At 58.6% G+C, this 14,590-nt stretch carries 17 protein-coding genes and 1 pseudogene; 10 read left to right on the forward strand and 8 right to left on the reverse strand.

Annotation, left to right across the window (positions count from 1 at the left end):
• The first annotated feature begins 43 nt into the window (after positions 1–43).
• The 3 genes from ACIQUI_RS04830 (at position 44) to choX (ending at position 2,549) form a co-directional block, all read left to right on the forward strand.
• Entirely contained in the window at positions 44–997 is a 954-nt protein-coding gene (locus ACIQUI_RS04830; RefSeq protein ID WP_403195396.1) for a PDR/VanB family oxidoreductase, read from the forward strand.
• A 32-nt stretch (positions 998–1,029) separates the two neighbouring features.
• Entirely contained in the window at positions 1,030–1,503 is a 474-nt protein-coding gene (locus tag ACIQUI_RS04835) for a thioesterase family protein (RefSeq protein ID WP_403195398.1), read from the forward strand.
• Between the two features lie 98 nt (positions 1,504–1,601).
• On the forward strand, positions 1,602–2,549 hold the full coding sequence (choX, locus tag ACIQUI_RS04840; protein ID WP_403195400.1) for a choline ABC transporter substrate-binding protein: 948 nt from the start codon (positions 1,602–1,604) through the stop codon (positions 2,547–2,549).
• Between the two features lie 132 nt (positions 2,550–2,681).
• On the opposite strand, the gene ACIQUI_RS04845 is transcribed toward choX, so the two are convergent.
• Positions 2,682–3,800: a sensor histidine kinase gene (locus ACIQUI_RS04845; RefSeq protein WP_403195402.1), complete on the reverse strand. Its 1,119-nt coding sequence runs from the start codon at positions 3,798–3,800 to the stop codon at positions 2,682–2,684.
• Positions 3,801–3,976: 176 nt separating this feature from the next.
• On the opposite strand from ACIQUI_RS04845, the gene ACIQUI_RS04850 reads away from it, so the two are divergent.
• Positions 3,977–5,179 (forward strand): zinc-dependent alcohol dehydrogenase, encoded by a 1,203-nt coding sequence (locus ACIQUI_RS04850; RefSeq protein ID WP_403195404.1) that lies wholly within the window; start codon positions 3,977–3,979, stop codon positions 5,177–5,179.
• Positions 5,180–5,278: 99 nt separating this feature from the next.
• Here the strand turns inward: ACIQUI_RS04850 and ACIQUI_RS04855 are convergent, their stop codons facing one another.
• The gene (locus tag ACIQUI_RS04855; protein ID WP_403195406.1) at positions 5,279–5,803 is read right to left on the reverse strand and encodes a cupin domain-containing protein; all 525 of its coding nucleotides are present in this window, start codon (positions 5,801–5,803) and stop codon (positions 5,279–5,281) included.
• Between the two features lie 143 nt (positions 5,804–5,946).
• On the opposite strand from ACIQUI_RS04855, the gene ACIQUI_RS04860 reads away from it, so the two are divergent.
• Positions 5,947–7,734, forward strand: a complete 1,788-nt coding sequence (locus ACIQUI_RS04860; protein ID WP_403195408.1) for a thiamine pyrophosphate-requiring protein — start codon at positions 5,947–5,949, stop codon at positions 7,732–7,734.
• Between the two features lie 278 nt (positions 7,735–8,012).
• On the opposite strand, the gene ACIQUI_RS04865 is transcribed toward ACIQUI_RS04860, so the two are convergent.
• Positions 8,013–8,303 (reverse strand): hypothetical protein, encoded by a 291-nt coding sequence (locus ACIQUI_RS04865; RefSeq protein ID WP_403195409.1) that lies wholly within the window; start codon positions 8,301–8,303, stop codon positions 8,013–8,015.
• A 127-nt stretch (positions 8,304–8,430) separates the two neighbouring features.
• Positions 8,431–8,811 (reverse strand): NUDIX domain-containing protein, encoded by a 381-nt coding sequence (locus ACIQUI_RS04870; RefSeq protein ID WP_403195411.1) that lies wholly within the window; start codon positions 8,809–8,811, stop codon positions 8,431–8,433.
• A gap of 227 nt (positions 8,812–9,038) precedes the next feature.
• Between ACIQUI_RS04870 and ACIQUI_RS04875 the strand changes: the two genes are divergently transcribed.
• Positions 9,039–9,419 (forward strand): NUDIX domain-containing protein, encoded by a 381-nt coding sequence (locus ACIQUI_RS04875; RefSeq protein WP_403195412.1) that lies wholly within the window; start codon positions 9,039–9,041, stop codon positions 9,417–9,419.
• 275 nt (positions 9,420–9,694) lie between these two features.
• Here ACIQUI_RS04875 and ACIQUI_RS04880 read toward each other — a convergent pair whose 3' ends face one another.
• Complete coding sequence (locus ACIQUI_RS04880; protein WP_403195414.1) at positions 9,695–9,988, reverse strand: DUF6555 family protein; 294 nt, start codon at positions 9,986–9,988, stop codon at positions 9,695–9,697.
• Between the two features lie 201 nt (positions 9,989–10,189).
• Here ACIQUI_RS04880 and ACIQUI_RS04885 point away from each other — a divergent pair.
• Positions 10,190–10,477: pseudogene (locus ACIQUI_RS04885) on the forward strand (short-chain dehydrogenase); the annotation flags it as partial.
• Positions 10,478–10,723: 246 nt separating this feature from the next.
• Positions 10,724–11,263: a type 1 glutamine amidotransferase domain-containing protein gene (locus tag ACIQUI_RS04890; RefSeq protein ID WP_403195416.1), complete on the forward strand. Its 540-nt coding sequence runs from the start codon at positions 10,724–10,726 to the stop codon at positions 11,261–11,263.
• A 61-nt stretch (positions 11,264–11,324) separates the two neighbouring features.
• Here ACIQUI_RS04890 and ACIQUI_RS04895 read toward each other — a convergent pair whose 3' ends face one another.
• Positions 11,325–11,849, reverse strand: a complete 525-nt coding sequence (locus tag ACIQUI_RS04895; RefSeq protein WP_403195419.1) for a hypothetical protein — start codon at positions 11,847–11,849, stop codon at positions 11,325–11,327.
• 196 nt (positions 11,850–12,045) lie between these two features.
• Here ACIQUI_RS04895 and ACIQUI_RS04900 point away from each other — a divergent pair, with 196 nt between their 5' ends.
• Positions 12,046–12,903 (forward strand): SDR family oxidoreductase, encoded by an 858-nt coding sequence (locus tag ACIQUI_RS04900; protein WP_403195421.1) that lies wholly within the window; start codon positions 12,046–12,048, stop codon positions 12,901–12,903.
• 459 nt (positions 12,904–13,362) lie between these two features.
• On the opposite strand, the gene ACIQUI_RS04905 is transcribed toward ACIQUI_RS04900, so the two are convergent.
• Both ACIQUI_RS04905 and ACIQUI_RS04910 read right to left on the reverse strand, forming a co-directional pair.
• The gene (locus ACIQUI_RS04905) at positions 13,363–13,524 is read right to left on the reverse strand and encodes a hypothetical protein (RefSeq protein ID WP_403195424.1); all 162 of its coding nucleotides are present in this window, start codon (positions 13,522–13,524) and stop codon (positions 13,363–13,365) included.
• Between the two features lie 9 nt (positions 13,525–13,533).
• A complete protein-coding gene (locus ACIQUI_RS04910; RefSeq protein WP_403195426.1) occupies positions 13,534–13,767 on the reverse strand; it encodes a PLD nuclease N-terminal domain-containing protein in 234 nt (77 codons plus the stop codon).
• A gap of 196 nt (positions 13,768–13,963) precedes the next feature.
• On the opposite strand from ACIQUI_RS04910, the gene ACIQUI_RS04915 reads away from it, so the two are divergent.
• Positions 13,964–14,467 carry a CinA family protein gene (locus ACIQUI_RS04915; RefSeq protein WP_403195428.1) on the forward strand — a complete coding sequence of 168 codons (504 nt, stop codon included), beginning with the start codon at positions 13,964–13,966 and terminating at the stop codon, positions 14,465–14,467.
• The last annotated feature ends 123 nt before the right edge of the window (positions 14,468–14,590 follow it).

Genomic DNA, 14,590 nt, shown 5'->3' on the forward strand with positions numbered 1-14,590 from the left:
GCCTCCCCGTCCCGGACCGGTTTGCCGTTGCGTGAGGTGTGCCATGCCTGATGAAGTCTTGACCCTACAGATAACCGACCTGATAGCCGAAGCCAAAGGTGTCATGGTCATCGAGCTGCGCTCGCCGTCGGGTGAAGCGCTGCCGCCCTTCAAACCTGGCGCCCATACCGAGCTGCATTTGCCTGGCGATATCGTGCGCCAATACTCGCTGTGCAACGATGCACGCGAAAACCACCGCTACTGCGTGGGCGTTGGCTTGTCTGCGACCAGTCGTGGCGGGTCACGCCATGTACACCAGGCACTGCGTGTGGGTGACACGCTGAAAATCAGCCCGCCACGCAATCACTTCGCACTGCAAGAGGATGCACCAGGGTTCGTGTTCTTCGCCGGCGGTATCGGCATTACACCGGTGTGGTCGATGATCCAGTGGTGCGAAGCCAATCAGCGCCCCTGGCACCTGTTCTACCTGGTACGCAGCCGCCAGCGAGCAGCCTTCCTGGAGGAACTGCGTGGCTTTGGCGAGCGGGTCACCTTGCATGCCGATGATGAGGCAGGTGGCTTGTTCGATATTGCAGCAGCAGTCAGCCGGCAATCGCCCGATGTCCATTTCTATACCTGCGGCCCTACCCCGCTAATGCTTGCCGTCGAAGCAGCGGCGAGCAGCTTCCCCGATGAGCAGGTGCATTTCGAGTGGTTTACGCCCAAGGAACCGAAAAGCCAGGCAGTGGATAAACCTTTCACCGTGCAGCTGGCCAGGACCGGCAGGGCGTTTGAAGTGCCTGCGGACAAAAGCATTCTTCAGGTGCTCGAGGCGAACGGCCTTCGCGTTGAAAGCTCTTGCCGGGAGGGGACATGCGCCTCATGCGAAATTTGCGTCCTGGACGGTATCCCCGACCATCGCGACAGCGTGCTGACAGCAGCCGAACGCAAGAACAACGATGTGATGATGATCTGCGTTTCCCGGTCACTTTCAGAAAGCCTGGTTCTCGACCTCTGAAATGCCCCCACGACTTCTGCAAGGACATATTCGTGAATAATTTGCTGCTGATTCACCAGGCCACCATCGTCGAAGACTGGATCGACTACAACGGACATCTGCGCGATGCCTTCTACTTCCTGCTTTTCAGCCATGCCACCGATGCACTGATGGACCACATCGGTCTCGACGCGCAGGGCCGGGCAACCCATGGCCATACGTTGTACACGCTGGAAGCCCACATCAATTATCTGAGCGAAACCCGGCTGGGCGAGGACATCCAGGTGTTTACCCAAGTGATAGACCATGACAGCAAGCGGCTGCACATCGTCCATCACCTGTATCGCCCCCAGGACGGGGAGCTTTTGGCTGTGAGTGAACAAATGCTCATGAACATTGCCCGTGAAGCTGGGCGTGCGGCGAAATTCGCAACGTCTGTCGAAGCGCAGATCAGCGCTATCTACCAAGCCCATCGCTCACTGCCGCGCCCCGGTTACTGCGGGCGCGTGATCGGGATTCGTCGTTGAGCAGCCCGTTAGCGTACCGATAAAACAACAAGACTGCGTTGCCTCTGAATAACAAAAAACTGCCGCTTCCCGTAGCTGCTACAGAGAGGATTTGCGTCATGAAACATGTATTGCGCGCCGTGCTCTGCTCCGCCCTGGTTCTTTGTGCTGACACCTACGCAGCGGAACCTTCCCAGTGCCGTTTGGTGAGGATGTCCGATCCCGGCTGGACTGACATCCAGACCACAACAGCCATCGCCACAACCCTGTTGAAAAGCCTTGGCTATCAAACCAAGTCGACGCTCGTGGGTGTGCCCCTCACATTCAAAGCCTTGGCTGATGGCAAGAACATGGACGTCTTTCTAGGTACCTGGTTGCCCACCATGGAGCCAGATCTCAAACCTCATCGCGATGCCAACACCATCGATATCGTGCGGGTCAACCTGCAGCATGCAAAGTACACCTTGGCAGTACCACAGACGCTCTGGGACAGAGGGTTGAAAGACTTCGCCGACCTCGCCAGGTTCAAGGATGAGCTGGGCGGCAAGATATACGGCCTTGAGCCTGGTGATGGCGGCAACAACGCAGTGCTCAAGGCGATCAGCGAGAACGCCTTCGGCCTTGGAGATGCCGGGTTCTCTGTGGTCGCGTCGAGTGAGTCGGGCATGCTTGCCCAGGTCGAGCGGGCGAAGCGGCGTGATCAGGCGATCGTGTACCTCGGGTGGGAGCCACACCCGATGAACACGCGCTTCAAGATGAAGTTCCTGACCGGGGGCGACAAGTATTTCGGCCCCGACTTCGGCGATGCCACCGTCTATACCAGTACCCGCAAAGGTTATGCAGACGAGTGCCCGAACGTTGGGCAACTGCTGAAGAACTTGAGCTTCACCCTGGATATGGAGAACCACATCATGGGCTCCATCCTCTATGAAAAGATGGAGCCAGAGGCTGCGGCACGCGCCTGGTTGAAACAGAACCCCCAGGTGCTCGATGGCTGGCTCGCGGGCGTGACTACATGGGATGGCCAGCCTGGCCTTGAGACAGTGAAGGCGCAGGTGGCGCGATGAAAAAGCGCCTACATGCCGCGGGCTTCGTCGCCTGGTTAAAGGATAATAAAATGAAGATCGAAAAGCGCAGCATCGAGTTCGTACCGCACAGCGAGCGGTACGGCAGGCCCCGGCGGCTGTTTTCCGTCCGAATCAGGACAGGGTGACCAGGAAGGTCGTCCCCCGTTCAGCGCATGACTCGACCTCGATCCTGCCACCATGGCTGGCGACGATTTCCGCGGCGATGAACAGCCCCAGTCCCAGTCCGGCGGCTGAGCCCTTTTCTTCTGCCGCGTAGCTTGAATACCGCCCCTCAGGCTTGAACAGATAGGGCATGACTTCCTCGGGAATCGGCTCTCCTGAATTGTGCACGCTGAAGCGTGAAACGCCGGCTTCACTGAAGAGGGAAACATCGATGGGTAGCGTTGAGTCACCATGGCGCAGGGCATTGCCAATCAAGTTGGAGAAAACCTGAGCCATGCGATCAGGATCGTACTGACCACTGATACGCGCGGTTTCGTTGAAGATGATCGTCGCCTGTGGGGACGCCATGCGCAATTCCTCGATGACCGAGCTACAGATGAGGTTTAACTCCACGTGCTGCAGGTGCACCGGGATACCGGTGCCCAGATTACAGCGCGCCAGGTCCAGAAGATCGTTCACCATGTTGTTAGCCCGGCGTGCGCTGTTACACACCTGCGAGGCGAGCAGTTTTACCTTCTCACCCGGCGCTTCCTGCCGCAGTATGAGATCACCCGCCATGAGTACCGCCCCCAATGGGGAGCGCAAATCATGGCCAAGCACTGCCAGCACCATTTTTCGGGTTGATTCCACTGCTGCGCCATAAGCCGCTATGGATTCCACCAAGGCTTGGTCTATCGCCTCGTTAAAACGGATCATGTCCTGCACATGCTCTGCGTCCCGCAGGGTTTCTTTGGCCAGCCAGAGTGTCAGGACACTGGAGCGCAACGCCCGGTACTCAGAGACCATCTGGTCCATCGAAAAGCCCGCTATCAAGCGCGTAATCGCATGCGTCTGGGCCGCTGTATCACTGCTCTGTCGAGGGCCTCGGCCCTGCGCCTTCTCGGACTGCTGATACGCAGTCTGGGCAGTGCGCATATCAGCGGCAATGGTGCGCAGAATCTTCTCGGAGTGATTTCTAAGGCCGGCTGAATCCTGCGCGGGTAAGTCCGTCTCGACCGAACGAGCGAAATCCTCCCAAGCCTGGAGAATGCTCCCCATATCACACTCTATGAAGTCGTACAGTCTCATTGCGGCCCTCTTCCCGTCCCCAAGCGCCTAATCAGCCTAGCTCATTGAATGAAACGGGCAAAGAAACCACAGCCCCGCCTGCATCGCACCACCACTTGACCGGCTGGTCTAAACTTTGCCTGCCCAGAAGCCTTCCTTTGCATACCCCCACGTTTTTGTGATGCAGGAGCAAGACCATGAGAGCACTGACCTACCACGGCGCCAATGATGTCAGGGTCGACACTGTCCCTGACCCCACTCTCCAGGACGCAGACGACATCATTCTCCGGGTCACTGCGACCGCCATCTGCGGTTCGGACCTTCATCTGTATCGCGGCAAGATTCCGGAAACAGAACCCGGCGACATCTTCGGCCACGAGTTCATGGGCATCGTCGAAGACGTCGGCAGAGATGTAACGAACCTGCAGGTTGGCGACCGCGTCGTGATCCCGTTTGTGATTGCTTGTGGCAGCTGCTTCTTCTGCCAGCACGATCTGTTCGCTGCCTGCGAAACAACCAATACCGGTCGCGGATCGATCCTGAACAAAAAGCGCATCCCACCAGGCGCTGCCTTGTTCGGGTACAGCCATCTGTATGGCGGCATCCCTGGAGGCCAGGCTGATTACGTGAGGGTACCCAAAGGCAATGTCGGGCCATTCAAAGTGCCTACGACCCTCGCCGACGACAAAGTGCTGTTCCTCTCCGACATCCTGCCTACCGCTTGGCAAGCGGTCACCAATGCCCAGATCGGCCAAGGTTCATCGGTAGCGATCTACGGCGCGGGGCCAGTTGGCCTGCTGAGTGCCGCCTGCGCAACGATGTTGGGCGCTCACACCGTCTTCATGGTCGATGACAACGACTACCGGTTGGCCTACGCCCAGCAAGCCTACGGCGTGATCCCGATCAACTTTGAAAAGGATGATGATCCTGCCGACAGTATCATTCGCCATACACCGGGCATGCGTGGCGTAGACGCGGTCATCGATGCGGTCGGGTTCGAAGCCAAAGGCAGCACCACGGAAACCGTGATGACGGCCTTGAAACTGGAAGGCAGCAACGGCAAGGCCCTGCGCCAGAGCATCGCGGCTGTGCGACGTGGCGGCGTAGTCAGCGTGCCCGGCGTCTACGCAGGGTTCATGCATGGTTTCATGTTCGGTGATGCATTCGACAAAGGCCTGACCTTCAAGATGGGTCAAACCCATGTGCAGAAGTACCTGCCCGAGCTACTCGAACATATCGAAGCCGGGCGCCTGCAGCCCGAAATGATCGTGACCCACCGCCTTGCGTTGGAGGAGGCAGCGATGGGTTACAAGATGTTCGCTCAAAAAGAGGACAAGTGCCGCAAGGTGATCCTTGTTCCAGGGGCGGCATCCGGGACGATGGGCCCTGACAACGTATGAACCTCACAGGAGCTTGCACCCTGATGGATCAAGCGACAGGCATGAAGCCAGGCGAATGGTTTTGCGTTGAAAACCTTGAACGCGTCCATCAGTTGCTGATCACTGCCAGAGTCTCATCAGGGCACCGTAAGCTCCGCCTACCGGGTCCTGCTCAGGGTGTGGCACTCGGGCGATACGTGCCAACGCCTGCTGGTGAGCGGCAAGTTCTGGTCGCTGGATGTCGTAATCTTCCTGGCCTTGGGGATAGGCGCCCACGACCAGAAAGTCGTCGCTGGACGCCATGCAGCGATGCCCCGTCCCTGCTGGCAACACCAGAACATCACCCGCCTTGACCGTCAGCGCCTGGCCCGCTGCGCCACCCAGCATTATCCGGGCATGGCCGCGGGCAACGCCAAGCACCTCGTGCGCGTTGGGGTGGAAATGGTGGTAATCGAAAATCCCGGCACGCCACAGCGGGGTCCACTGGTGGGCGGCGAACAAGGCCTCGAACGCGCCGGCAATGTCATGCGCAGGCGCCAGTTGCAGGCGGTAGAGCAACACGGGAAAGCGGCTATTGGGCGTTGCGCCGTCATCCTCGAACCGCAAGGCCTGCAGGGGCTGGGTGTTGCTGTCGATGGCATACATGAAGGCATCCTGATCAGGTGGGCATGTCCTTGAGAAGCCATGCCTGTCCCGAGGTTCCTGCGGGCTGACCATGTACAACCTGTTGAAACTTTCCCCTTCGCGGCCCAGTCCAGACCCTATCGATCACAGACAGGGAAAAGACGATGACAACGACAGTAGGCGACTTCCTGGTCGAGCGTTTGTACCAGTGGGGCGTTCGACGCATCTTCGGCTACCCGGGGGATGGCATCAATGGCGTGTTTGGTGCATTGAGCCGAGCCAACGGCAAGATTGAATTCATCCAGGCCCGCCATGAAGAGATGGCCGCATTCATGGCCAGCGCTCACGCCAAGTTCACCGGAGAGCTCGGCGTGTGCATCGCCACTTCCGGCCCCGGCGCCTCGCACCTGCTGACCGGCCTGTACGATGCACGCATGGATCACCAACCGGTACTGGCCATAGTCGGCCAACAGGCGCGCGCGGCGCTGGGCGGGCATTACCAGCAAGAACTGGACCTGTTGTCGATGTTCAAGGATGTTGCCGGCGCCTTCGTACAGCAGGCGTCGACCCCGGAGCAGGTGCGGCACCTGCTCGACCGCGCAGTGCGTACTGCCGTCGGCGAACGCCGGGTCACCGCCATCATCCTGCCCAATGACTTACAGGACCTGCCCTACCAGGAGCCGGCAAGGGCACACGGCACGGTGCATTCGGGCATTGGCTACAGCAAGCCCAAGGTCGTGCCGTTCGACGCTGACCTGCAAAGGGCGGCCGAGGTACTCAATGCCGGGAAAAAGGTTGCGATTCTGGTCGGTGCCGGCGCCTTGCAGGCGACCGAGCAAGTCATCGCCGTGGCCGAAAAGCTCGGTGCCGGCGTGGCCAAGGCGCTGCTGGGCAAGGCCGTGCTGCCTGACGATTTGCCCTGGGTCACCGGTTCCATCGGCCTGCTCGGTACTGAACCGAGCTACCAGTTGATGAACGAGTGCGACACCTTGATGATGATCGGCTCCGGCTTCCCCTATGCCGAGTTCCTGCCCAAGGAAGGCCAGGCCCGTGGCGTGCAGATCGACCTGCAACCGGACATGCTCAGCCTGCGCTATCCAATGGAAGTCAACCTGGTCGGCGATGCCAGCGAAACCCTGCGCGCCCTGTTGCCGCTGCTCGAGCACAAAAGCGAGCGCCGCTGGCGCGACAAGGTCGAAAGCTGGCGCGCGCACTGGGACAAGACCCTGGAAAAACGCGCACTGGTCAAAGCCGACCCGATCAACCCGCAGCGCGTGGTGCATGAACTCTCCCCTCGCCTGCCTGACCAGGCCATCATCACCAGCGACTCGGGATCATGCGCCAACTGGTTTGCCCGCGATCTGCAGATCCGCCAGGGCATGCAGTGCTCGCTGTCCGGCGGCCTGGCCAGCATGGGCGCGGCGGTGCCCTATGCCATCGCCGCCAAATTCGCTCACCCGCAGCGCAGTGTGGTGGCACTGGTGGGCGACGGCGCAATGCAGATGAACAACCTGGCCGAGCTGATCACCGTTGCCAAGTACTGGCGCCAGTGGGAGAACCCGCAGTGGATCTGTGCGGTGTTCAACAACGAAGACCTCAACCAGGTAACCTGGGAGCAACGTGTGATGGAAGGCGACCCAAAGTTCGAGGCTTCACAGTCGATCCCTGACGTGCCCTATCACTTGTTCGCCATTTCCATCGGTTTGCAGGGCATCTATGTGGAGCGGGAAGAAGACATTGCCGGCGCCTGGGAGCGCGCGCTGGCGGCGGACAGGCCGGTGTTGATCGAATTCAAGACCGACCCGGATGTGCCTCCCCTTCCCCCGCACATCAAGCTGGAACAGGCTAAGAAATTCGCCAGCACCTTGATCAAGGGCGACCCGGATCAAGCCGGGGTCATCGTGCAGACCGCCAAGCAGGTCCTGAGCTCAGTACTGCCCGGCAAAAAATAGTGTTGGCTGGAACCCGCGCGCAGGCGCGGGTTGCGCTTATGAGAGAGGAGCAGCAGACATCTCCTGTACAGAACTGGAAAAACTCCGCATCCGGGCCGAGTTTCAGTTCAATGCGTTTAAAGCACTGGATGATTGTTTGCCGTTCAATGACCCTGACGATGCCAAGTGGGCCTGGCTTTTAGAAAAATCTCAGTAACGCCTAAGTGGTCACGTTTCGGGATGGGCGGTCGAGAGCAGTTTGGTGCAACGACCACCGGGTGAAGCGTCTAGCTGCGGTTCTACACAATCTGCTTCACGGCAAGCTGCTGGTCAGTTGCCAAACACCTTGCACGCTCCACTCCCCAGGCGAGCGCCCGAGTCATGGATTCGCCAGGTCGCGAGTCGAAGGCCTCTTCATGACGGGCCATTCCACAGCCGGCATAAATCCCGATGAACATCTGAGTCTGGCCAACCCGTGAAAGCCTGACTTGCACATCTATTGAAGTGCCGTCATCCATTTTTTCGCCGTGAGACCGATGATGAAGCACCGGATCCGCCCAATCCCAAAAAACACCACCGCGAATACGCATGCCGGCCTCCTACGACTTTAGTCTTATGGTTGTGAGACTTAACCATAGCTCATCAAAATGACTGTAGAAATTATTTTGCTGGCAGATTATGGGGCAGCGGCCAGGCCCGGACATGCCGAACCTGCTTTCAGGCGCAGCGCTTCAGGATGCTCCTGATCGGGCGACGCACACGGCGCTTCGAGACATCTGCGGCCTTGATCCAGCGGCAGGCGACGATTTCACTCCGGGCGCGAGGCTTGTCATCTGCTTTACGGGCTTCGAACAGATAGTGGATGACCTTATCCTCGCGGTACATCGTGAGGTAGCGCAGCTCATCGAACGCTAGCCCGGTTTCTTCGGCCATCTCGCGTATCGCCGCCTGTAGCGGTGTCTCGTCTCGCTCGACACGCCCCCCTGGCAGGTTCCATTTGGCGTTGCGTTTGCGCACAAAAAGGACTTCTCCGTTCTTGCGATAAATCACCGTGGCGCGCAGCTTGATGCCTTTGCGCCTGGCTGTAGCAGTATCCATTCCCTTCACGCGTTGACCCCTATTCCTGTCTGGACGGGATCCCGCAGGCTCCCACCGGGACTAAATCGTGCCTGTGTCGCTTATGATGACCATCGCGGCGCAGGAAGGGTTCAGGTCGGTCATCACACCGCGGCTTTGGGTAGGCGCTGGGCTAGTCAAGCCGTTCACCTTGCGACATGAACTTTTGCGTGTGGTTCTGGCCTTCCGTTCATATCGGAGGAACCGCCATGAGCCAATCGAGAGAGTTGCATTCGACTGTCATTTGCCTGCAAGCCGGAAAAATTCTGATGGTGCGTAAGGAAGCCCCTGAGTGGTCACTGCCCGGCGGGAAGATTGATCCCGGCGAGACCCAGCTCGAAGCGGCCTGTCGAGAGTTGCGTGAAGAAACCAGCCTCCAACTTACCGACGCTCAGTTTCTCGGGCACAGCGTGCTACCTGGAGAGGAGCACTGGCTCTATCGCATGAATGTTGCAGCGTCCATGCAGCCTCGACCATCACACGAGATCGTGGAATGCCGATGGTTTTCTGTCGCAGAACTCAGTCACGTGGCGGTAAAACCTACGAATGTGGAATTACTTAGGCGAGAAGGCTTCCTGGAGCTCAGATAAGTGAGGCCCTACCGTCATCAAGCCGCAATCCAGCTCACCCTCGGCCCTGAAAGCTCAGCACTGAGGGCTTGCTGCCAAGAGTTCAGGATGACGCGCTTTTACACAGCGACTCGATGGTACCCACCAGGTCGTCATACTGCACGGGTTGGGTGAGGTGTCGGTCGAACTGCATGTCCTTGCCTTTGTGAGGATCCGTCGCCACGCCCACTGGACTGGGCGACATCAAGCTGCAGGAAGCTCAGCCCGGGCGAGCCCAGCGCAATGCTGACAGGCCGCTAATCGCCCACACTCGTGCCGGAAAATGTTTCGACAGCGATAGGCGGCGCAATGAACTCTGGGCCATCGCCTGCCAATCGCCATTTCACATTCGCGATGCCGTAGCGCTCGGCCATGGGCCGGCTGACCCTCTTGATGTTCTGCTGACAGAATCTGGGAATGATGCCGACCCCTGCATCGCAGCTTGCCCAATGCCAGGCAACGGCGTTGTCCATTTTTTCCAAACGGATGATGAACGTTCGGCTTCTGCCATGGAGCGTGTAGTCGATTACATATAGTTGCTGTCCAGCCACGTGAGTCTCTCCCTTTAGTTCATGCGTCTGTGAGGGTAGATGGACGAGAAAAATTCAATCGAAAAGCCAGGCGGCAAAATACGACGTGAAATCAGCGAGTACACCCGCGAGTGTCTGGAAGGCTGCCCACTGGTCAGCCTGTCGGAACAGGCCAGTTTTATCCAACCTCCATCGCTTTACCAGCAAATGGAGGTCGTGCTCATGATTGATCCCATAACCGGCATGAAAGCCGGTGAGCGTTATTCCGTAGAGAACGTCGAACGCGCTCACCAGTTTCCAGGCTTCTTCCTTGACGGAAAATACTTCCTCGGCCCCGAGCTACTCACTGCCGTTGGCTGGCTGGAGGGCAAGCGCTTCATATACGACAACCTCGATGCTACAGGCGAACCGATATTCCCGGATCGGGCGGCAGGCGACATCGAAGACCTGACGCTGACCTTGGTGGATGGCACGGCATTGAAGTTGTCCAAACTGGACGTGAATGCCGTGGCCGACGACATCCATGCAGAGCATCAACCGCCTACGGGATTCAACCGTAAACCCGAGACGGTGGGCAGCCTCGCTTTAACCCGCAAAGACAGGATACCGCTCTTGCTGAGCGCGGCCGTCATCGGCTTCCTCGCCGGGTTTGTGATCACCCATGCGCAACGCAGACGCCACTGAGGCCTGATCTTTTGAACTTTGCGTCTGGCACTGGCCTCCCCTTTCATGTCTATCGAAAACGGAGATTCAACGATGAGTGAACAATTGAGCGGCAAGCGTGTGGCCTTCCTGGTCACCGATGGCTTTGAACAGATCGAGCTGACCGGCCCGCGTGAAGCCCTGGAAAAAAATGGCGCCGTGGTCGACATTCTGAGTGACAAGGAAGGGACGGTACGCGGCTGGAACCACGACAAGCCCGCCGACGAATTTGCCGTGGATGCAACGTTCGACAGTGCCCACCTGGATCTCTATGACGCCATCGTGCTGCCGGGCGGCGTGCAGAATTCCGACAGCATCCGCCTAATACCCGGCGCTCAGAAGCTGGTGAAAAGCCACAACTCGGCAAGCAAGCCATTGGCGGTCATCTGCCACGGTGCCTGGCTGCTGGTGTCGACCGGTCTGGCCCAGGGCAAGCGCATGACCAGTTACAAGACGTTGCAGGACGATATTCGCAACGCGGGCGGTAACTGGGTTGATGAAGAAGTAGTGGTGGATGGCAACCTGATCACCAGCCGCAAACCGGACGATATTCCGGCCTTCAATGAGCAGTTGATCAAGGCGCTGACTGGCTGACCCTTTTCTCTGCACATCGGCCCCCTTTCCAGGGGGCCATACTTTGCCGGGTGAGGCGTTATCACACCAATTGGATGTACACGGAATAGATCCCCAACAGCAACCAGAACACTAGAAAAATCCATGGTGTACGCAGCGAAAACAGCAGCGACTTTCGATGCCCTGCTCGGGAAGTCTCCGCTTCGCAGAACAGCGGCGATTCGTCGTAAGCCAACCCCATCATGGGCTCGCTCTGTAGCAAGTTGCTTTGCTTTAGCTGCCAGTGATCGATGATGTTGTACGCCGCCCGGATCCCAGGCCAAGCATTGAGCGAGCTCAGCACACCCAGCAAGGCGAGGAACGCTGGCACGATCAGCGTGAACATCTCTCCCCATCCTTGATTGAGGTTGCCCATGGAGGACACGAAGGCGATGACCAGAAAGGATTGGGCAGCCAGGTAGGCGTCGGTACGGTTGGCCAGAATGCTGGTTTCGTACTGGATCTCACGCCGGTAGAAGTCCAGACGCTCTTTGGGGGAGCCGAACATCCTGGCGTTGTGTTCGCTGATTTCATGCTCCGGGGTCGCGGGGGTAATGATTCGAGGCACTTGTTCCTCCTGCAATACGGCTCCCGGCGAGAAGAGCGCGAGGAGGTCAGCTCAGTAGAACAAACGATGCAACCTGAAATTCAATTCGCATTCGAGTAGGGCACCGCTCGTCGTGCCGGGTGCATATTCAACCCAACGCACAGGCATCCGATGCTTCGAAACGGTAAGAGCGTTCTCAACTGCAGGAGCTTCTATCATGCGCGATTTCCCTACTCCGCCCTTCCCGTCCCAGCCGCAAAGCGTTCCCGGTTCACAACGCAAGATGGAGCCTTACCCAGACTGTGGTGAGCAGTCGTATACCGGCCACAATCGCCTGGAAGGCAAGATTGCACTGATCACCGGTGCTGACAGCGGCATCGGGCGAGCGGTCGCCATCGCCTATGCCCGCGAGGGTGCTGACGTCGCCATCGCCTACCTCAATGAACATGAAGACGCTCGGGAGACTGCACGCTGGGTCGAAGCTGCAGGCCGACAATGTCTTCTGCTACCCGGTGACCTGGCCCAGAAACAGCACTGCCAAGATATCGTCGAAAAGACCGTAAAACAGTTTGGGCGCATCGATATCCTGGTCAACAACGCCGCCTTCCAGATGACCCATGAGACCCTGGAAGAAATCGACGATGATGAATGGGTGAAAACCTTCGACACCAACATCACGGCCATCTTCAGGATCTGCAAGGCAGCACTACCTTCCATGCCAAAGGGCAGCTCGATCATCAATACGAGCTCGGTGAACTCCGACGATCCCTCTCCAAGCCTGCTGGCCTATGCAACGACCAAAGGTGCCATTGCCAACTTCACGGCGGGTTTGGCCCAGTTGCTAGGGAAGAAGGGAGTCAGGGTCAATTGCGTTGCGCCTGGACCTATCTGGACGCCTTTGATCCCGGCCACCATGCCCGACGAGGCGGTAAAAAACTTCGGTTCCAGCTATCCCATGGGACGCCCAGGGCAGCCGGTGGAAGTCGCGCCAATCTATGTGCTGCTGGGCTCCGATGAGGCCAGTTACATCAGTGGGTCACGGTACGCCGTCACCGGCGGTAAACCCATCCTTTGACGAAAAAGCGGCTCGCCCAAAAAGGCGAGCCTCAGCCCTGATGCCAGTCAGTTAAGCAATTTGAGGCCGCGTTGCGGACCATCGCCGGCAAGCCAGCTCCCACAGAGAGCACATCAGGGCTGAGAGGTGTTGGCCACAAGGTATGCAGCGCCTGTGAGATCGAGCGCCGCCCGCGCGGCGCATCGCGAGCTGGCGCTGAAGATGCCGTGGCGAGCACCTGGCAACCCTGATGCCATTGCCAGAAACCATAGAATCTCCCACAGTGATCGCATCAAGGCTGACAGGTGTTGTGGGGTGCATCTGGCAGCCCTGCTGCCATAGAATCTCCCACAGGTACGGCGCTTGGCTTGAATTCAATGCAATCGGTGTGGGAGCTGGCTTGCCTGCGATGGGCTGCGCAGCAGCCCCGGGAGCCTTAACTGCCTGGCATGAGCCTCAGCCCTGATTGTCGAGAAGAAATCAGGGTTTTTGTTGCCCGTGCTCACGCGCTGTTTTTTGCGCCGTAGAGTCATGAGATGTACCGGACGAACCATCCGGACGATGAGCATCGTTATCGCGCTCCTCTTCGCCATCAGGCTTCGATCGTGAGCCTGCCTTTTGCTGTTGGACTTCTTTCCTCATGCTGCTCTCCTACCCTTTACTGTGTTCCGGTGAGGTCGGCCCGGTGCCGCGCTTGATGCCACGAGGCCCAGCCACGCCCCAGATGGCCAGCCCGACGATGGGCAGTACCACCAGTATCAACGACCACATCACTTTGGTTGCGTCAGACTTGTCGCTACGGAAAACGCTAACGATTGCCCATAAGTCAACCAACAAGATGATTGCCACTACAGCGATCCAGAAGTACGTGACAGGATCATTCATGATCGATTCTTCCTCTTCCCAGGTGAATGGGCCGCATCGCCGACACGATCACTCCTGGCCCTATACTCAAGGGAAGCCAGAGTGATGAGCAAAGTTCAGGCTAGGTTTACTGCATGGGATGGGCGGACAAAGATGCGCTGAACCAATCACTGCTCGATTGCGTCCACCGCACAAGAACAAGCGAGTCGACTCCCTAATGGCAAGCGAACCGGTACTGGCCGCCCTCGGTTATCTCAAAGACAACCAGTTGATCCTGACGACTGCGGAGTCGTGCACGGCAGGCTGCATGGTGGCTCTTCTGGCAGCGGTGCCCGGTACCGGAGAGGTGCTGGAAAGTGGCTATGTAGTCTACTCTCCCAGCGCCAAGAAACGCTTGCTTGGAGTCAGCGCCGAAACCATCGAACGCTACGGTCTGACCAGCGAGGCAGTAGCGTGGGAAATGGCCCTGGGAGCGTTGCGAGACAGCGATGCCAATGTCGTGATCGCTACCACTGGCGTAGCTGGGCCCGCGCCCGAGTCTGGTGTACCGCCAGGCACAATGTGCTTTGCCTGGGCTTTTGCCGGGGAGCCAGTAGCCGTCTTTACCCGTACCCAACGGTTCTTCGGTGAGCGGGCCGATGTCATGCGCCAAGGGGCGTTGTTCGGGCTGACGCGGCTTGCCCACTACCATCAACGCTGGCTTCGCGGCGAGCGTGCCTGAGGGGAAGTGATCATGCCGGAAGACGAATGGGCGTCCAGGCGCAACGGCCAATACCTGGGCAATCTTCCACAGGGCCTGACCCACCGGGCTGCCCTTCAGGCGGCGCTGGCCATTGGAGGTTGC

It is taken from the genome of Pseudomonas sp. NPDC090592 (genome assembly GCF_044769185.1).
GTDB lineage: Bacteria > Pseudomonadota > Gammaproteobacteria > Pseudomonadales > Pseudomonadaceae > Aquipseudomonas.

What these genes read in the sequence shown, in the direction of transcription:
- ACIQUI_RS04830 (WP_403195396.1), top strand. Translation starts at nt 44, where the DNA reads ATGCCTGATGAAGTCTTGACCCTACAGATAACCGACCTGATAGCCGAA.
- choX (WP_403195400.1), top strand. Translation starts at nt 1,602, where the DNA reads ATGAAACATGTATTGCGCGCCGTGCTCTGCTCCGCCCTGGTTCTTTGT.
- ACIQUI_RS04845 (WP_403195402.1), bottom strand. Translation starts at nt 3,800, where the DNA reads ATGAGACTGTACGACTTCATAGAGTGTGATATGGGGAGCATTCTCCAG.
- ACIQUI_RS04850 (WP_403195404.1), top strand. Translation starts at nt 3,977, where the DNA reads ATGAGAGCACTGACCTACCACGGCGCCAATGATGTCAGGGTCGACACT.
- ACIQUI_RS04855 (WP_403195406.1), bottom strand. Translation starts at nt 5,803, where the DNA reads ATGTATGCCATCGACAGCAACACCCAGCCCCTGCAGGCCTTGCGGTTC.
- ACIQUI_RS04860 (WP_403195408.1), top strand. Translation starts at nt 5,947, where the DNA reads ATGACAACGACAGTAGGCGACTTCCTGGTCGAGCGTTTGTACCAGTGG.
- ACIQUI_RS04865 (WP_403195409.1), bottom strand. Translation starts at nt 8,303, where the DNA reads ATGCGTATTCGCGGTGGTGTTTTTTGGGATTGGGCGGATCCGGTGCTT.
- ACIQUI_RS04870 (WP_403195411.1), bottom strand. Translation starts at nt 8,811, where the DNA reads ATGGATACTGCTACAGCCAGGCGCAAAGGCATCAAGCTGCGCGCCACG.
- ACIQUI_RS04875 (WP_403195412.1), top strand. Translation starts at nt 9,039, where the DNA reads ATGAGCCAATCGAGAGAGTTGCATTCGACTGTCATTTGCCTGCAAGCC.
- ACIQUI_RS04890 (WP_403195416.1), top strand. Translation starts at nt 10,724, where the DNA reads ATGAGTGAACAATTGAGCGGCAAGCGTGTGGCCTTCCTGGTCACCGAT.
- ACIQUI_RS04900 (WP_403195421.1), top strand. Translation starts at nt 12,046, where the DNA reads ATGCGCGATTTCCCTACTCCGCCCTTCCCGTCCCAGCCGCAAAGCGTT.
- ACIQUI_RS04905 (WP_403195424.1), bottom strand. Translation starts at nt 13,524, where the DNA reads ATGAGGAAAGAAGTCCAACAGCAAAAGGCAGGCTCACGATCGAAGCCT.
- ACIQUI_RS04910 (WP_403195426.1), bottom strand. Translation starts at nt 13,767, where the DNA reads ATGAATGATCCTGTCACGTACTTCTGGATCGCTGTAGTGGCAATCATC.
- ACIQUI_RS04915 (WP_403195428.1), top strand. Translation starts at nt 13,964, where the DNA reads ATGGCAAGCGAACCGGTACTGGCCGCCCTCGGTTATCTCAAAGACAAC.